Consider the following 17516-nt stretch of genomic DNA (forward strand, 5'->3'; position numbering starts at 1 on the left):
CCCGTACGATGGACGGGGTCCAGTGTCGTATCAAGGAGAGACAAGTCGTGTCTGAGGAGCCCACCCCGGAGACCCCGGAGACCGAAGAGACCGAGACGGTCAAGCAGCGGAAGAACGGCCTGTACCCGGGCGTCTCCGATGAACTCGCCGCCAACATGAAGTCGGGCTGGGCCGACACCGAGCTGAACGGCCTCGAGCCGATCGCCCAGGCCGAGCACACTGCGGCCCGCCGCGCCGCACTGTCCGCGCGCTTCCCCGGCGAGCGTCTGGTCATTCCTGCGGGCAACCTGAAGACCCGCTCCAATGACACCGAGTACGCCTTCCGCGCCTCCACCGAGTACGCGTACCTCACCGGCGACCAGACCCAGGACGGCGTGCTCGTCCTGGAGCCGAAGGACGACGGGCACGAGGCGACCGTCTACCTGCTGCCGCGCTCCAACCGCGAGAACGGCGAGTTCTGGCTCGACGGCCAGGGCGAGCTGTGGGTCGGCCGCCGCCACTCCCTGGCCGAGGCCGAGCAGCTGCTGGGCATCCCGGCGAAGGACGTACGTCAGCTCCCGGCCGCGCTGACCGAGGCCACCGGACCCGTCCGTAACGTCCGCGGCCACGACTCGGGCATCGAGTCCGCGCTGACCGACAAGGTCACCGCGGAGCGCGACGAGGAGCTGCGGGTCTTCCTCTCCGAAGCGCGCCTGGTCAAGGATGCCTTCGAGATCGCCGAGCTGGAGAAGGCCTGCGATGCCACGGCGCGCGGCTTCGAGGACGTCGTGAAGGTCCTCGACAAGGCCGAGGCGACCAGCGAGCGCTACATCGAGGGCACGTTCTTCCTCCGCGCCCGCATCGAGGGCAACGACATCGGCTACGGCTCGATCTGCGCGGCGGGCCCGCACGCCACCACCCTGCACTGGGTGCGCAACGACGGCCCCGTGCGCTCCGGCGAACTGCTGCTGCTCGACGCCGGTGTGGAGACCAATGACCTCTACACCGCCGATGTGACGCGGACCCTTCCCATCAACGGCACGTTCACGCCGCTCCAGCGGAAGATCTACGACGCGGTGTACGAGGCCCAGGAGGCGGGAATCGCGGCCGTCAAGCCCGGCGCGGCCTACCGCGACTTCCACGACGCCGCGCAGCGCGTGCTCACCGAGAAGCTCGTCGAGTGGGGTCTGCTGGGCGACCTGTCCGTGGACAAGGTCCTGGAGCTGGGTCTGCAGCGCCGCTGGACCCTGCACGGCACCGGCCACATGCTCGGCATGGACGTCCACGACTGCGCAGCCGCACGCACCGAGACGTACGTCAACGGGACGCTGGAGCCCGGCGTCTGCCTCACCGTCGAGCCCGGTCTGTACTTCCAGGCCGACGACCTGACCGTGCCGGAGGAGTACCGCGGCATCGGCGTCCGGATCGAGGACGACATCCTCGTCACCGAGGACGGCAACCGGAATCTCTCCGACAAGCTGCCGCGCCAGGCCGACGAGGTCGAGGCCTGGATGGCTCAGCTCAAGGGCTGATTCAAGGGTTGATCAAGCGCTGATCATCGACGGTCGGGACCGGTCGTGGACGGTCGGCACCGCGCGTCGGGGGCGCCCCGCTCAGGACACCATGAGCAGGGCGCCCTCCCGCCATTTCAGGACCTTGTCGAAGCTCACCACCGCACCACGCCCCGGGCGGTTGGCGAAGTGGACGTGGTCGGCGAGCTGTTCGATGAGGCAGAGTCCTCGGCCGTCCTCGGCGCTGAGCGGCGGAAGCGGCTGCGGTTGGTGCGCGGGCGGTTGATGCGCATGCGGCTGTTCGGCAGTGCGAAGCACACGCCGGGTGGGGAAGCCGGGCCCCGAGTCGGCGACTTCGATACGGCATTTCTCACCGTCCAGATAGGCGGTGACCCAGTACTGCCCGGAGGTCGTACCGGACTGCTCGCTCCAGGAGTCCCACGCGTCCCACGGGTCGCAGTCCCCGGGGGTGACGTTGGCACCCCTCTGCTCCCCGCCGTGCTCGACGGCGTTCGCACAGGCTTCGCTGAGCGCGAGCGACAGGTCGAAGGAGATGTCCGGATCCACGCCCGCGGACTCCATGGTGCCGAGCAGGAAGCGACGGGCGAGCGGAACGCTCGCAGCTTCGCGCCGCAAATGGAGTGACCACCAGATGCTCATGCTCCAGCCTCCTGGCTGCGGCTCGACATACCGATACGTATTGCCGCGCCGGGCGGTTCGTAAGCACAGTTCTGATGTGAGACCGCTCATTCGGCGGATACCAGCACTCCGTACACCCGTGTATGCCGGACCCGTCCAGCTCACGCGCCTCGTGTCCAACCGGTCAGAAGGCGACTTTCCGGACCTGACGTACGGCGGCCGGGGGCGCAGTGCGATGATGACCCGGCCATGTCTACGCCTGTCGCACGCGCCGGAGCCGGTCTGCGGCTACTGAGGGCCGCGGTGTTCACCGCGGCCTGCGTCGGGCTGTCCGCGGCAGGGCACACACTGGCCTCCTGCGCGACCGTTCCTTGGTGGACGCTGCTCGCAGGCTTCCTCGGGGTCTTCGCGGTGGTGGCGCCACTCGCCGGACGCGAGCGTTCCATGCCGTCCATCGCCACCGCCCTGGCCGGCGGGCAGATCGCCCTGCACACTCTCTTCGGCCTGGGCTCGCACGGCGTCCCCAGCACGTCGACGGGCGATGGGGCGGGCGACCGCTCACTGATCCGGTTCGCGGCAGGCCTCGTCTGCGGCGCAGGACCGGAGCAGCTGAACGCCGCCGCCGCCCACCGCATCGTCACCGCCGCAGGCATCGATCCGGCGACGGTGACGGCGATGGACCAGGGCCATCAGCACATGGCCACCGGGACGGGAGCGGCGGTCACCGCCGTGACCGACCCGGCCGCGCTCGCCGGTCTGCTGCCCAGCCTGCCCATGCTGCTCGGCCACCTACTGGCCGCGCTGGCCACCGGCTGGCTGCTGCGGCGCGGCGAAATCGCACTGTTCCGGCTGGTCCGGCTGTCGGCGCATGGCGCCAAGCAGCTCATGGCCGGGGCCCGGTTGCGTACGCTGCGGGCCGCGCTCGCTCTCGTACGGGCACTGTGCGCCGGTCTCCCGGGCGAACCGGCGACCGGGCCGCACATCCCCCGTAGTACCACGGTCGACGCCCCGGCTCCCGCCACCGGCGATCCACTGCAGCACCTGGTGATCAGGCGCGGGCCTCCGCCCGCATTCACCCTCGCAGCCTGACGCGACACCCTCCGCTCGTTGCACGCACGACTCGACCGCAGTCACCGCTCGGCGCCCGCCATGCGGTGGTCCCCGGCTCGGTGCAGGCACGCCGAAGGTGAGGAAGAGGTGTCGCGACGCCGCCGCGCATCCGCGCGTCGGACCACCTTTCCTTCGTGCTTCAGTGGAGTGATTTCTGACATGAACGTTTCCCGCATCGCCCTCGCCGGCGGCGTCGCCGCGTCCACCGTGCTGATCCTTGCCGGCACGGCCTCCGCGCACGTCAGCGTGCAGCCGCAGGGCGAGGCCGCCAAGGGCGGCTACGCCACGATCAACTTCAAGGTCCCCAACGAGCGCGACAACACCTCGACGACCAAGCTCGAGGTCAACTTCCCGACCGACCACCCGCTCGCTTCCGTGATGCCGCAGCCGGTGCCCGGCTGGAAGATCGTCGTCACCAAGAGCAAGCTCGCCAAGCCGCTCGAGGTCCACGGCAACAAAATCGACGAGGCGGTCTCCAAGGTCACCTGGTCCGCCGAGGGCAGCAAGAACGACCTCGGCATCCGCCCGGGCCAGTTCCAGCAGTTCCCGCTCTCCGTCGGTCAGCTCCCCGAGGACGCCGACCAACTGGTGTTCAAGGCCATCCAGACGTACGACAACAAGGAAGTCGTCCGCTGGATCGAGGAGCAGAAGGACGGCGCCGAGGAGCCCGAGAGCCCGGCGCCGGTTCTCAAGCTGACCGCCGCGACCACCGACGAACACGGCGCCGCCGACGACAAGGCCGGTGCGGCCGGCGCCGACCAGGCGAAGGACGAGCACACCGAGGCGTCGTCCGCGTCGTCCTCCTCCAGTGACACCACGGCCCGGGTCCTCGGCATCGTCGGCATCCTCATCGGCGCTGCCGGGGTGGCCTTCGGCGTCCTGGCCGGCCGCCGGCGCACCGCCTGACCCTCCGGCCCCACCGAACCACCGACCCACCAGGAATCAGCAATCCATGCTTAAGAAGACAGTGCTGGCCGCGGCGTTCGTCGCCGCGGCCGCGCTCACCCTGTCGGCCTGCGGCAGCAGCGACGACGCCAACAAGCCCCTCGCGGACGTCTCCGCCCAGGCGAAGACCCAGGCCGCGACGGTGCTCGACCAGCCGTTCACCAAGCCCGACCTCGTCCTGACCGACACCCACGGCAAGAAGTACGACCTGCGCGAGCGGACCAAGGGCAAGCCGACGCTCATCTACTTCGGCTACACCAACTGCCCCGACGTCTGCCCGCTCATCATGAGCAACATCGCCATCGCCAAGAAGTCCCTGCCCAAGGCCGACCAGGACAAGCTCCAGGTCGTCTTCGTCACCACCGACCCCGAGCGGGACACCCCGTCCTCGCTGGGCAGCTGGCTCAGGGCCCAGGACGCCTCCTTCATCGGTCTCACCGGCGACTTCCCGACCATCCAGGCGGGCGCACGCCAGATCGGCATCGGCATCGACCCTCCGAAGAAGGAGAAGGACGGCACGGTCGTCTCGATGCACGGGTCGCAGGTCATCGCGTTCTCCCCGAAGACCGACAAGGGGTATGTGCTGTACAGCGAGGACACCACGCCCGACGACTACACCAAGGACCTCCCCAAGATCATCAAGGGGGAGAACCCGTGAACCGCCGCGCCGTCTTCGCCGGCATCGTCGCCCTCACCACCGGGCTGACGCTGGCGGGGTGCTCGTCCTCGGGCGGCATGCCCGAACTGAAGGTGACCGGTGCGTTCATGCCGCAGCCCGTCAACGACATGGCGGCCGGCTTCCTCGTCGTACGGAACAGCGGCGACAGCTCCGACCGGCTCACTTCGGTCACCAGCCCGCTCTCCGACGACGTCACGATCCACCGGACGACGAACCAGACCATGCGCATGGTGACGTCCTTCGAGGTGCCCGCGGGCGGCGAACTGGACCTGGAGCGCGGCGGCAACCACATCATGTTCATGAAACTGAAGCAGCGGCCCAGGCAGGGCGAGAAGGTGTCCGTCGAGCTGCACTTCGAGAAGGCCGATCCCATCAAGGTCGACCTTCCCGTGAAGGAGACCACCCACAACCCGAAGAAGCAGTGAGGGACTGACACTCCATGACAGCCACCGCCCCGCACTTCGGGCCGACCCCGTCCGTGTCCCCGATGCGCCGGCCACTCGCCGCTGCCGCACTCCTCGCCGCATTCGTCGGCATGGTGTTCGGCCTGCTGCTGGGAGGCGCGGGACCGGCGTCCGCGCATGCCGCGCTCACCGGGAGCGATCCGCAGGACGGGGCGGTGGTCGCCACCGCCCCCAAGGAGGTCACGCTCACCTTCTCCGAACAGGTCGCCATGGGCGACGGCTCCGTCCGGGTCCTGGATCCCAGCGGCAAACGCGCCGATACCGGTGCGGAACCACGGAACCTGCAGAGCGGCTCCACCGTGAAGTACGGCGTCCCGCTGCACACGGGGCTGCCCGACGGCACGTACACCGTGGCCTGGCAGGCCGTCTCCGCGGACAGCCATCCGGTCTCCGGCGCCTTCACCTTCTCCATCGGCGCCCCGTCCAAGACGACCGTCGCCCTGCCGACGGACCAGGCCGGAGGCGGCCTGGTCGGCACGCTCTACGGCATCGCGCGCTACGCCGCGTACGCCGGTTTCATCCTGCTGGCCGGTGGCGCCGCCTTCGTACTGGCCTGCTGGCAGCGCGGGGCGAGTGCCCGCCCGCTGCAGCGCCTGGTCGTACGCGGCTGGATGACGCTCACCACGGCCACCCTGGCCATGCTGTTGTTGCGCAACCCGTACACCGGCTCCGGAAAGCTCGCGGACACCTTCGACCTGGACGGCCTGAAAGCCGTGCTCGACACCAAGCCGGGGGCCGCGCTGGTCTCCCGGCTGCTGCTGCTCGGCGCCGCCGCGCTCTTCATCGCCGTGCTGTTCGGGGCGTACGCGAAGCGCGAGGACGAGCGGGAGAAAAAGGACCTCACCTTCGGGCTGGCCATCGGCGGCGCGGTCATCGCCGCCGGGATCGCCGGGACATGGGCGCTGGCCGAACACGCCTCGACCGGGATCCAGCCCGGCATCGCGATGCCGGTCGACGTACTGCACCTGCTGGCCGTCGCCGCATGGCTGGGCGGCCTCGCCGCGCTGCTGGTCGCGCTGTACCGGACGCCGGACATCGAAGTCACGGCGGTACGCCGCTTCTCCCGTATCGCGTTCGGCAGTGTGCTGGTGCTCACCGCGACCGGGCTCTACCAGTCCTGGCGGCAGGTCGGCTCCTGGTCCGCGCTGACCGGTACCCGGTACGGGCAGCTGCTGCTCGTGAAGGTGGGGCTCGTCGCCGTCCTGGTCGGGGTCGCCTGGATCTCACGGCGGTGGACGGCTCGCCTGGCTGCGGGCACGCCGGAGGCGGTGGGCACGGACGCCGGCACCGCTGACGCCGATACCGGGTCCGCTGTGGAGACCGAGCCGGTGGCTGTACCCGAGGATCCCGCACGGGCCGTCCAACTCGCCCGGCAGAAAGCCGCCGTGGCGACCGCCACGAAGAAGCGGATCCGGGACGCCGACCCCGATCGGTCCGGGCTCCGCCGCTCGGTACTGGCGGAAGTCGGGGTAGCGGTGGCGCTGTTGGCAGTGACGACCGTGCTGACCTCGACCGAGCCCGGACGTACCGAGGAGGAAGCGGCCCGCACGTCGACGGCCGCATCCGCGCCCACGACCGCGGGCCCCATCGCGGTGAGCCTGCCGTTCGACACCGGCGGCCGGAACGGCAAGGGGACAGTCCGGATGGACATCGATCCCGGTCGTACCGGCGCCAACGGGCTCCACATCTGGATCGACGGCCCCGACGGACAGCCCATGGACGTCCCCGAGGTGAAGCTCGCCTTCACCCTCGCGGCCAAGGACATCGGTCCGTTGCCCGTCGTCCCCGACCGGCTCACCGAGGGGCACTGGACGGCGAGCGGCGTCCAGATCCCGATGGCGGGCAACTGGAAGATCGCGGTGACCGTGCGTACGTCGGACATCGATCAGACCACCATCGCCAAGAACGTGAAGATCGGCTGAGCGGGATCATGAGCGGAACCAGCATGAGCAGCGCGAACAGCAAGAACGGTGCGGGCAGCAAGCGCGGCACGGGCACTGGAGCCGAGGCCACCACAGGGGACCTCTCCCGGCGGCGGCTGCTCGGCAGTGTGGGTGCGGCCGGTGCGGCCGGACTGGTGCTGGGCGCGACGGGTGGCGCTACGGGCTACGCCGCGACCCGCTCCGACGAGCCGACCGCGCTTGCGACGATCGGCACGGCCCGGGCAACGTTTCACGGGAGACATCAACCGGGGATCACCACTCCGCTTCAGGCGCGCGGCCATCTCGTCGCGTTCGATCTGGCACCCGGCGCGGGACGGAAGGAAGCCGCCGCCCTGATGCGCCGATGGTCCGCCGTGGCCCAGCGGCTGATGGCCGGCGAACCCACCGCCGGCGGCAGTGCGGACGGCACGACGCACGACACCGGGATCGCATTGGACGCTGGACCGTCCTCGCTGACCGTCACCTTCGGCTTCGGGCACACCTTCTTCGAACGCACGGGTCTGGTGGCCCATCGGCCGCCGGGGCTGGACCCGCTGCCGCCGTTCTCCTCCGACCGGCTCGACCCCAAACGCTCGGGCGGCGATCTCTGGGTACAGATCGGTTCCGACGACGCTCTCGTCGCCTTCCACGCACTGCGCGCCATCCAGAAGGAGGCCGCCACGACGGCCGGGGTGCGCTGGCAGATGAACGGCTTCAACCGCACCCCCGGCGCCACGGCCAAGCCGATGACAGCCCGCAACCTGATGGGCCAGATCGACGGCACCGGAAACCCGAAGCCGTCGGAGCGCGACTTCGACCGGCGCATCTTCGTCCCGTCGCACACGGCGGAGGGCGACGACGTGAAACACGCCTGGCTGGCCGGTGGCTCGTACGCAGTCGTGCGACGGATCAGGATGCTGCTCGACGACTGGGAGAAGCTCCCGCTGGACCGGCAGGAGCGGGTCATAGGGCGGCGCAGGGCGGACGGTGCGCCGCTGAGCGGTGGCACCGAGACCACCGAGATGGACCTCGACAAGGCGGGGCCCGACGGCAGGCTGCTGATCCCGGACAACGCACACGCCCGGATCTCCTCCCCTGAAAGGAACAGCGGCGCGGCGATGCTGCGGCGCCCCTTCTCGTACCACGACGGCATCGCGGCGGACGGCACTCCGGATGCCGGGCTGCTGTTCATCTGCTGGCAGGCAGATCCGCTGAAGGGGTTCGTGCCGGTGCAGCGCAAGCTCGACCGGGGAGACGCGCTGTCGCCGTTCATCCGGCACGAGGCGAGCGGCCTGTTCGCGGTGCCGGGCGGCGCGGCGGACGGGGAGTACGTGGGTCAGCGGCTGCTGGAGTCGTGAGCCACCGCGGCGCATTAGGGTGACGGTATGTCCGCCACGCGCTACGCCTATCTCGGTCCCGAAGGCACCTTCACCGAGGTCGCCCTCCGTACGCTCCCGGAAGCAGCCACTCGGGAACTTGTCCCGATGGTCTCCGTACCGGCGGCTCTGGACGCGGTACGGAGCGGGGCTGCCGCGGCAGCACTCGTACCGATCGAGAACTCCGTCGAGGGCGGCATCACCGCGACCCTCGACGAGCTGACGACCGGCGAACCGCTGATGATCTACCGCGAGGTGCTGCTCTCCATCACCTTTGCGCTGCTCGTGCGGCCCGGCACCAAGCTGTCCGACGTCAAGACGGTCACTGCACACCCGGCAGCGCAGCCGCAGGTACGCAACTGGATGGCGGCCCATCTGCCGGAGGCCATGTGGGAGTCGGCCGCGTCCAACGCGGACGGTGCGCGGTTGGTGCAGGAGGGGCGGTACGACGCCGCCTTCGCCGGTGAGTTCGCTGCGGCGACATACGGTCTCGAACCGCTGGTAACGGAGATCCACGACGCGGAGAACGCGCAGACTCGCTTCGTCCTGGTGGGCCGCCCGGCCCGGCCTGCGGCGCCGACCGGTGCGGACAAGACGTCGGTGGTCATCTGGCTGGGCGACGACCACCCCGGTGCGCTGCTCGAACTCCTCCAGGAGTTCACGGTGCGCGGGGTGAACCTGATGCTGATCCAGTCGCGGCCGACGGGTGCGGGCATCGGGAACTACTGCTTCGCGGTGGACGCCGAGGGGCACATCGCGGACCGCAGGGTCGGTGAGGCGTTGATGGGCCTGAAGCGGATCTGCCCGAAGGTACGGTTCCTCGGTTCGTATCCGCGGGCCGGGGTGGCGCCGGAGGACGTACGACCGCTGCGTGCGGGGACGTCGGACACCGACTTCACGGACGCCTCGGACTGGCTGGCCCGGAACCAGGACGGCCGGGCCTGACGGTCGGGACCAGGAGTCGCGATTGACGGTCGGGGCTGAGAGTCGGGGGCGAGGGTCGGGGTCGGCCCTCATGCCGCGGTGGCGTGCGCCCATCACCGGTGTTATCTGCTGATTCTCACAACCCGCAGAGTTATCCACAGGGCGGGTTCTCGACCTGGGGACAAGTCGACACCCCAATGCGACATGGTCGACAAATCGCTCCAGTCACCCCACACCCCTCCACAGAGCCGCAGGTCGGCCGGTGTCACCTCAATTCCATTGATCAACTCTTTAGGGCGAGGAATTCCCACCCGAATGGGTGTGTGAAGCGAGTTTGAACGGGGAATCGATGAGCCTTCATGTGGCTTTCGGAATGATCTCTTCCTGTGTCCACAGATCTTCTTCACAGCCTGTGGATAACTTCGGAGGGTCACCGCCCCCTGTGGACAAGCGACCTCCAACTCCCGCTCCACGCAAGGTCGGTACGTCAAGAACGGAAGCCCCTTAATACCCCATTTAGGGGAATAGGAGCCCTTTATTTGACAGCCAAGATCAACTGAGGCCATCGAGCGTTCCTCAGTATTGCCAATTCCGGCAATTCGGGCAAAGTGACACGCTCGGCAATATCGGTTCGAGCTATGGAAGCGCACACCGGTAGCCTGGAGGCGTGATTGACCTTCGCCTGCTCCGTGAGGACCCCGACCGTGTTCGCGCCTCCCAGCGCGCCCGTGGAGAGGACGTCGCACTCGTCGACGCTCTTCTCTCCGCCGACGAGCGGCGCAGGTCGTCCGGTGTCCGCTTCGACGAACTCCGCTCCGAGCAGAAAGCGCTCGGCAAGCTCATCCCCAAGGCTTCGCCCGAGGAGCGCACCGAGCTGCTCAAGAAGGCCGAGCAGCTGAAGGCCGACGTCAAGGCCGCCGACGCGGAACAGGACGAGGCGGACGCGGAGGCCAAGAGCCTGCTGCTGCAGCTCGGCAACATCGTCCACGAGGACGTGCCGGTCGGCGGCGAGGAGGACTTCGTCGTTCTCGAGACGCACGGCACCATCCGCGATTTCGGCGCCGAGGGCTTCGAGCCCAAGGACCACCTGGAGCTCGGCGAGGCGCTCGGCGCAATTGACGTGGAGCGCGGCGCCAAGGTCTCCGGCTCGCGCTTCTACTACCTGACAGGTGTCGGCGCGCTGCTGGAGCTCGCCCTCGTCAACGCTGCGATCGCGCAGGCCACCGAGGCCGGATTCATCCCGATGCTGACGCCGGCGCTGGTCCGCCCGCGCGCCATGGAGGGCACCGGCTTTCTCGGTCAGGCCGCGGAGAACGTGTACCACCTGGAGAAGGACGACTACTACCTGGTCGGCACCTCCGAGGTCCCGCTCGCCGCGTACCACATGGACGAAATCATCGACGCGGACAAGCTTCCGTTGCGGTACGCCGGCTTTTCGCCGTGCTTCCGCCGCGAGGCCGGTACGTACGGCAAGGACACCCGAGGCATCTTCCGGGTGCACCAGTTCGACAAGGTCGAGATGTTCTCGTACGTCGACCCGGCGGACGCCGAGGCCGAGCACCGGCGTCTCCTCGACTGGGAGAAGCAGTGGCTCACCGGACTTGAACTGCCGTTCCAGGTGATCGATGTGGCCACCGGCGACCTGGGGTCCTCGGCCTCCCGGAAGTTCGACTGCGAGGCGTGGATCCCGACCCAGGGCAAGTACCGCGAGCTGACGTCCGCGTCGAACTGCGACGGTTTCCAGGCGCGTCGCCTCTCCGTCCGGATGCGCGAGGGCAAGAAGGTTCAGCCGCTCGCCACCCTGAACGGCACGCTCTGCGCCGTACCGCGCACCATTGTGGCGATCCTGGAGAACCACCAACTGGCCGACGGTTCGGTGCGGGTGCCCGAGGTGCTCCGTCCGTACCTGGGCGGGCGTGAGGTTCTGGAGCCGGTCGCCAAGTGACCTTCCCCTACAAGCTCGTCGCGACCGACCTCGACGGCACGCTGCTGCGTAACGACGACACGGTCTCGGAGCGCACCCGCGCGGCACTGGCCGCCGTGACGGCGGCCGGTGCCGCGCACATCATTGTCACCGGACGGGCCGTCCCATGGACCCGCCACATCCTGGACGCCCTGGGCTACAACGGCATCGCGGTCTGCGGTCAGGGCGCGCAGGTCTACCACGCGGGCGAGCACAAGCTGCTGACCTCGCTGACGCTGGACCGGCAGCTCGCCGGTCTCGCGCTGTCCAAGATCGAGGCGGAGGTCGGCCCGCTGGCGCTGGCGGCGAGCCGCGACGGACTCGACGGCGAGGTGCTGGTCGGCCCCGGCTACCAGGTGCAGGAAGGGCCGCTTCCGGCCGTCTTCGTCGACGACGCGACCGAGATGTGGTCCGCGCCGCTGAACAAGGTCTACATCCAGCATCCGGCACTCGACGACGACGCACTGGCGAAGGCCGCGCGCGGAGCCGTCGGCAGCCTGGTGGACGTGGTCATGGCAGGACCCGGCGTGGTGGAGATCCTGCCGCTGGGGCTGAGCAAGGCGACCGGGCTCTCTCTGGCAGCGCGCCGACTGGGCGTGAAGGCGGCGGACACGCTCGCCTTCGGCGACATGCCGAACGACATCCCGATGTTCGCCTGGGCGCAGCACAGTGTGGCGATGGCCAACGCGCACGACGACCTGAAGGCCGTGGCACACGAGATCACCGCGTCGAACGAGGACGATGGCATCGCAGTGGTGCTGGAACAGCTGCTCTAGGCATCTGCGCCGGTCGCACAGCTGCGCCGACGCGCGGATACGCAGATGAGTTGGCTGTGCCGGCTGGGCTGACGTAACTGTGCGGAGGATGCGCGGATCGAACGCGCGCGGGGTCCAGGCCCCGACGACGGCTTAGCAAGCCGCTGCCTTACCACTCGGCCAATCCTCCGGGAGGGCGGCCGCGCGATGCGCGCAGAACGGCCGCCCCGGGCTTCCCGCTGCGAGCGGCTCGGCGGAGTGAGGTGATGGTTACTCCGGCGCCTGCTCCGGGCCGCCCCGATGGGAACTCGACGGACTCGGACTCTCGGTCATCGCCGCGCTCCTCTCCCGGTCTGTGGAATTCCTGTCGGCCTGTGCCGCATCAACAACTGTGCCCGGGACGGACTTTCGGTGCCACCCATTTTCCGGGTGGCACCGAAAGTCCGCGATCAGCCGTCGGATCAACGCTGCCTGTTGCGGCGGCTCAGATCCTTCAGGTTACGGGCAAGATCATCCATCCGGCCGTCGATGCGGACGATGTCCTCGGACATGTGGCCGAGCCGTACGCTCATGGCGCCGACGACCTGATGCGTGACGTCCAGCCGACGGTCGAGGCTGTCGAGCCGGTGCGACATCCGGTTGAGGACCGGCCCGAGCTCCTGGAGAGCACTGCCGACTCCGGCGAGGCAACTCTCGACCCTGGTGACGCGATGTTCGAGCGAGGCGTACCCCGCACGCAGGTCCTGCTCGGCGTCGAGCAGGTAGGTACGGACGCATCGTGCGATGTCGCTGTCGCGAAGAAGCATCGCGACATTGAGCACGGTCCTGCGGGTGTAGAGGGTGAGTTGAGTGGCCGCCTGTGGATAACTTTCAGCCTCTTCACCTTCCCATAGGGACATCATGTCCCTATGGAAGTTCCGCAGCTCAGCGCCTCGCAGCAGCGTGAGGCCGTTCTCCTCCATCTCATCTCGATGGCGCTGGATCACCTTTTTGATGACTCTGTCGATACTTCGAAGTAACGAGCCACGTCCTCTGTGCGGACGTGAATTCCGTCCGGGAGCATGACAAGACTCTTGACCCTGTCGAGGACGTCGACGCGCTCCATCTGCTCGACGCGCAGCGCGCGCGATTCGAGCAGGGCGACTTCCGTGGGCATGGACATGCCTTCCGATGGTGAAACGGACGATGAACAGCCCTGTCCCCGGGCTTCAGAGGCGGAGGACGCTCACGGTTGCCACTCACCCAATGACCGACCCGGCGGGTGTTCCCTCACCGGCATCGGCAATCCCAGATTTCACGAACGCTACGACGCCACGGATTCCAGTTGCCTCCACGCACCCTGAACAACGAGCCGATAAACGGACAGTTACGCGTACGACTGTCCGCTCATGCGGCAACCCCCGCCCACCGGACGGGGGTTGCCGCATATGAGGCGTGAAGAGATTCCGATCGACTCCCGCTCACTCCTCGCCGGCGAGCTTCAGCGTGCGCAGCTTCTGGCCCGCGTACCAGGTGGCGAGCACCGTGACTGCCGCCAGCAGCACCGTCGCGAGCGGCAGTCCGACCTCGGAGGTGATCGCGCCTTCCCCGCCGACCTTCTCGGCAAGTGCGAGCGACCACTGCTGCACGCTGAGCGTGCGCGCCCCGGGCACGAAGCTGCCGAAGAGGGCCTCCCACACCAGGGCATAGACGAGACCGAGGACCACTGCGTGCCTGCTGACCGTGCCGAGCAGCAGGAACAGCGCGCTGTACGCGATCGAGGCGACCAGCGCCGCGATCGTGTACGCCACCGCGATCTGCTGGCCGTTGCCATTGAGGATCAGACCCGCGACGAATGTCGGCAGGGCGGAGAAGACCATGGTCACGGCGATCGCCACGATCAGCTTGGTGAAGATGATCGTCGGCCGTTTCACCGGCTTGGCCAGCAGATAGACGATCGATCCGTCGTCGATCTCCGGGCCGATGGCCCCCGTACCGGCGATCACACCGATCAGCGGCACCATCGTGGCGATGGCGAAACCGCCCAGCACATTTGCCGCGACCTGGTCATCCGCCCCGGCGAACATCCGTACCGCCACGGCGATGACGATCAGCAGCGCGGGCAGGACGAAGAGGATCGCGGCCCGGCGTCGGCCGAGCAGGGCCCGGTAGGTGAGCCGGGCGACTGTGGGGTTGTACATGACGCTTCACAGCTCCTTTCAGGCCGCTACTCAGGCCGCTACGAGATAGGAAAAGACCGATTCGAGGGACTCGTCGGACGGCGAGACCGTCAGCAGACGGATGCCGTGTTCACGCGCGACCTTCGGGAGCAGCGTGGTGAATCGTCCGAAGTCGACCGCCTGGATCCGCAGGGCCTTTTCGCCCAGGTCGACTTCGATCCCGGCCGTCGACGGGTCGGCGATGAGCGCGGCAGCGAGTGCACGGTCGTCGCTGGACCGTACGAGATAGCGGTGCGGGCGGTCCGTCATCAGCCGGCGGATCTTCCGGAAGTCACCGGACGCCGCATGCCGTCCGGCCACGATCACCTCGATGTGCGAGGCGAGTTGCTCGACCTCTTCGAGGATGTGGGAGGAGAACAGGACCGTACGGCCCTCGGCGCCCATCCGCCGCAGCAGCTCCATCAGCTGCATCCGCTGCCGCGGGTCCATCCCGTTGAACGGCTCGTCGAGGAGCAGCACCGACGGCTCGTGAACCAGCGCGGACGCCATCTTCACGCGCTGGCGCATGCCCTTGCTGTACGTGGAGATCTTGCGGTCCTGCGCGTACTCCATCTCGACCGTGGCCAGCGCCTTGCGCGCCGCCGCATCACCGAGTCCGTGCAGTTCTGCATTGGCGACGACGAATTCGCGGCCGGTGAGGAAGTCGTACATCCCCTCTCGCTCCGGCACGATGCCGATCTGCCGGTACACCGCCTCGTTGCGCCAGATCAGCGCGCCGTCGAGCGTGACCCTGCCCGTCGACGGCGCAAGGAACCCGGCCATCATGTTGATCAGCGTGGACTTCCCCGCGCCGTTGGGGCCGAGCAGCCCGGTCACGCCGGGGCCCACCGTCATGGTGACGTCGTTGACGGCGACCACATTGCCGAACCAGCGCGAGGTGTGGTCGATCTCGATGGTGGTCACAGCCCGACCCTCCGGTAGCGGCGCATCAGTACGGCGTACGAGCCGGCGACAAGCGCGAGAACAACGATCAGATACACCACACCTGTCCCGGCGCCCGGTCCTTCCCCTCCGGGGAAGGCGGAGGTGGCGCCGAGGAACGCGGTCTGGACGCCGCCGATCAGCGTGATGGGCGAGAAGAGCCCCAGCCACTGCACCGCGCCCGCCGAGCCCGTCTCCCAGGCAATGGCCTGGACCGTGGAGACCGCTCCGTACGAGATGGTCAGCACGGCGATCACCGCCGCGACGCCGAAGCCGCGGCGCGGTGTCAGTGCGGCGACGACCAGACCGAGCCCGGCGAAGAGCACGGAGAGCAGCGTCACCGACGCCACCCCCTGCCCGAACCACTTGGTCTGGTCGGCGAAGTCGAACTTCGCCAGCAGCGCGCCCACGTACATCACCAGAAGCGGCGTCACAGTGAGGATGAACAGGGCGGATGCCATGGCGGCGTACTTGGCGACGACGTAGTCGGCCCGCTCGATGGGCCGCGAGAAGTAGAGGGGGACACTCTTGAAGCGGAGATCCCGGGAGACGGACTGCGGTGCCTGCGAAGCGATGAAGAGGCCGATGACGGCCTGCAGATAGATCGCAAAGTCCGTGTACTTCATCATGAGCTTCGTCGCGTCGGGCGCGACCATCGCGACGGCCACGGTGATCAGCGCGACCATGCACATCACACCGAAGAGCAGCATCGGCAGCACCTTGGACTTGGCGGAGCGGCCCAGTCCGAAGGAGCCCCGCAGGGACTGCGAGTAGAGCGAGCGGCGGGCATAGCTGCGACCCAGGCGCGGGCCGTCGTAGGCGCGGTACCCGATGTTATGGATCCGGGTGTTGTCGCTCCCGGTCACGGCCCCGGTCTCAGTGCTCATCGTGACCGCTCCCCTTCTGCTGTGCGGCGCCGGCCAGGGCTGTCTCCGCAGCCTCTGTGGCGCCTTCGGTACGGAAGACCTCGGCGATGTGGTGGCGTCGCTGTTCCATCCGTACGAGTCCGAGCCCGAGCCCGGCGACGCTGTCGCGGACGACGTCGTACGTCTCCTCGCCGGTGGCCTCGATCAGCAGGATGTGACCGGCGCCGGGCAGGCTGTCGGCCTCGATGCCGTCGCGGCCCACGAGCCTGACCCCTGCCGCCGTCAGCGCCCGGCGCAGCGCGTCCGTGCCGTCCGGGTGGGTGTCGCTGTCGGTGACCTCGACCGCGAGGGTCGTGGTGGTCTGGGTGAAATCGCTGGTGGAGCTGGAGCGCAGCAGCGCGCCGCCGTCGATGACGACGACATGGTCGCAGGTGCGCTCCAGCTCGCCCAGGAGGTGCGAGGTCACCAGGACCGAGATGCCGAAGTCGGTGTGGATGCGGCGGATCAGGCCGAGCATCTCGTCCCGCCCGACCGGGTCCAGTCCGTTGGTCGGCTCGTCGAGGAGGACCAGCTGCGGGTCGTGGACCAGCGCCTGAGCCAGCTTCACACGCTGCTTCATGCCGGTCGAGTAGCCGCCGATGGGGCGGTAGCGCTCCTCGTACAGCCCCACATGGCGCAGGGTGTCGGCGGTGCGCTCACGCGCCGCCGTCGGCGACAGTCCGGACATCCGCGCCATGTGGACGACGAACTCGGTGGCCGAGACGTCCGGCGGCAGGCAGTCGTGCTCGGGCATGTAGCCGACCCGTTCCCGGATGGCGGCGCCACTGGTGGCGACGTCCAGCCCGAGCACCGCGGCCCGGCCTTCGGTGGCGGGGGACAGACCCAGCAGGATCTTGATCAGTGTGGACTTGCCGGCTCCATTGGCACCCACCAGGCCGGTTACACCGGGCCCGATGTCCAGGGAGAGCCGGTCAAGAGCGGTCACCCGGGGGAACCGCTTGCTCAGGCTTTCGGTTGCGATCACAGTCACGTACTCGAAGGTAGTGGCGCGGGCCACACCGGTCGTCAGACCAGGCGGTTGGATCCGCATCAGACTCCAGTCGTACGGACCCGTAGGGGGACCCCACGAAGGAGGACAGCGGAGCGCGACGAAAGCAGGGGGGCGACGGAGGACAGAGGGACGAAAGCAAGGGGTGAGGCCGGAGGCGGGCCGGTGCGGGGTGCTCGTGGAGTTGTCCACAGG

The 17516-nt window shown here is 68.5% G+C and carries 15 protein-coding genes, 1 tRNA gene and 1 pseudogene; 10 read left to right on the top strand and 7 right to left on the bottom strand.

All coding sequences use genetic code 11. The features are described 5' to 3' along the window. The first annotated feature begins 47 nt into the window (after positions 1 to 47). Complete coding sequence (locus ACWCP8_RS12960) at positions 48 to 1511, top strand: aminopeptidase P family protein (protein WP_451115901.1); 1464 nt, start codon at positions 48 to 50, stop codon at positions 1509 to 1511. A gap of 81 nt (positions 1512 to 1592) precedes the next feature. On the opposite strand, the gene ACWCP8_RS12965 is transcribed toward ACWCP8_RS12960, so the two are convergent. After that, entirely contained in the window at positions 1593 to 2150 is a 558-nt protein-coding gene (locus tag ACWCP8_RS12965) for an ATP-binding protein (RefSeq protein WP_451115903.1), read from the bottom strand. A gap of 228 nt (positions 2151 to 2378) precedes the next feature. On the opposite strand from ACWCP8_RS12965, the gene ACWCP8_RS12970 reads away from it, so the two are divergent. The 9 genes from ACWCP8_RS12970 (at position 2379) to ACWCP8_RS13010 (ending at position 12288) form a co-directional block, all read left to right on the top strand. Further along, positions 2379 to 3218 (top strand): hypothetical protein, encoded by an 840-nt coding sequence (locus ACWCP8_RS12970; protein ID WP_352264073.1) that lies wholly within the window; start codon positions 2379 to 2381, stop codon positions 3216 to 3218. A 180-nt stretch (positions 3219 to 3398) separates the two neighbouring features. Further along, the gene (locus ACWCP8_RS12975; RefSeq protein ID WP_352264071.1) at positions 3399 to 4145 is read left to right on the top strand and encodes a YcnI family copper-binding membrane protein; all 747 of its coding nucleotides are present in this window, start codon (positions 3399 to 3401) and stop codon (positions 4143 to 4145) included. A gap of 46 nt (positions 4146 to 4191) precedes the next feature. Continuing rightward, positions 4192 to 4842, top strand: coding sequence for an SCO family protein (locus ACWCP8_RS12980; RefSeq protein WP_352264069.1), 651 nt, complete (start codon positions 4192 to 4194; stop codon positions 4840 to 4842). Then, the gene (locus ACWCP8_RS12985; protein WP_352264067.1) at positions 4839 to 5288 is read left to right on the top strand and encodes a copper chaperone PCu(A)C; all 450 of its coding nucleotides are present in this window, start codon (positions 4839 to 4841) and stop codon (positions 5286 to 5288) included. The genes ACWCP8_RS12980 and ACWCP8_RS12985 overlap by 4 nt, the downstream gene beginning before the upstream one ends. Positions 5289 to 5302: 14 nt before the next feature. Further along, positions 5303 to 7249, top strand: a complete 1947-nt coding sequence (locus tag ACWCP8_RS12990) for a copper resistance CopC/CopD family protein (RefSeq protein WP_352264065.1) — start codon at positions 5303 to 5305, stop codon at positions 7247 to 7249. An 8-nt stretch (positions 7250 to 7257) separates the two neighbouring features. Beyond that, complete coding sequence (efeB, locus tag ACWCP8_RS12995; protein ID WP_451115907.1) at positions 7258 to 8607, top strand: iron uptake transporter deferrochelatase/peroxidase subunit; 1350 nt, start codon at positions 7258 to 7260, stop codon at positions 8605 to 8607. A 27-nt stretch (positions 8608 to 8634) separates the two neighbouring features. Further along, positions 8635 to 9570 carry a prephenate dehydratase gene (pheA, locus tag ACWCP8_RS13000; RefSeq protein WP_326604723.1) on the top strand — a complete coding sequence of 312 codons (936 nt, stop codon included), beginning with the start codon at positions 8635 to 8637 and terminating at the stop codon, positions 9568 to 9570. 646 nt (positions 9571 to 10216) lie between these two features. Then, entirely contained in the window at positions 10217 to 11494 is a 1278-nt protein-coding gene (gene serS, locus ACWCP8_RS13005; RefSeq protein ID WP_267004211.1) for a serine--tRNA ligase, read from the top strand. Then, positions 11491 to 12288, top strand: a complete 798-nt coding sequence (locus tag ACWCP8_RS13010; RefSeq protein WP_451115910.1) for an HAD family hydrolase — start codon at positions 11491 to 11493, stop codon at positions 12286 to 12288. Before serS ends, ACWCP8_RS13010 begins: the two co-directional genes overlap by 4 nt. An 82-nt stretch (positions 12289 to 12370) precedes the next feature. Here ACWCP8_RS13010 and ACWCP8_RS13015 read toward each other — a convergent pair. The 6 genes and pseudogenes from ACWCP8_RS13015 to ACWCP8_RS13040 all read right to left on the bottom strand — a co-directional run bounded on the left by ACWCP8_RS13015 (position 12371) and on the right by ACWCP8_RS13040 (position 17258). After that, a tRNA-Ser gene (locus ACWCP8_RS13015) sits at positions 12371 to 12457 on the bottom strand. 271 nt (positions 12458 to 12728) lie between these two features. Continuing rightward, positions 12729 to 13423 (bottom strand): annotated as a pseudogene (locus tag ACWCP8_RS13020) (hypothetical protein). 304 nt (positions 13424 to 13727) lie between these two features. Beyond that, positions 13728 to 14447, bottom strand: coding sequence for an ABC transporter permease (locus tag ACWCP8_RS13025; RefSeq protein WP_267004208.1), 720 nt, complete (start codon positions 14445 to 14447; stop codon positions 13728 to 13730). A 30-nt stretch (positions 14448 to 14477) separates the two neighbouring features. Then, on the bottom strand, positions 14478 to 15389 hold the full coding sequence (locus ACWCP8_RS13030) for an ABC transporter ATP-binding protein (protein WP_451115912.1): 912 nt from the start codon (positions 15387 to 15389) through the stop codon (positions 14478 to 14480). Beyond that, positions 15386 to 16294, bottom strand: coding sequence for an ABC transporter permease (locus ACWCP8_RS13035; RefSeq protein ID WP_352264056.1), 909 nt, complete (start codon positions 16292 to 16294; stop codon positions 15386 to 15388). The genes ACWCP8_RS13030 and ACWCP8_RS13035 overlap by 4 nt, the downstream gene beginning before the upstream one ends. Continuing rightward, positions 16284 to 17258, bottom strand: coding sequence for an ABC transporter ATP-binding protein (locus ACWCP8_RS13040; protein WP_451116075.1), 975 nt, complete (start codon positions 17256 to 17258; stop codon positions 16284 to 16286). Before ACWCP8_RS13040 ends, ACWCP8_RS13035 begins: the two co-directional genes overlap by 11 nt. Between the last annotated feature and the right edge of the window lie 258 nt (positions 17259 to 17516).

The organism is Streptomyces sp. NPDC002206, assembly GCF_053593595.1.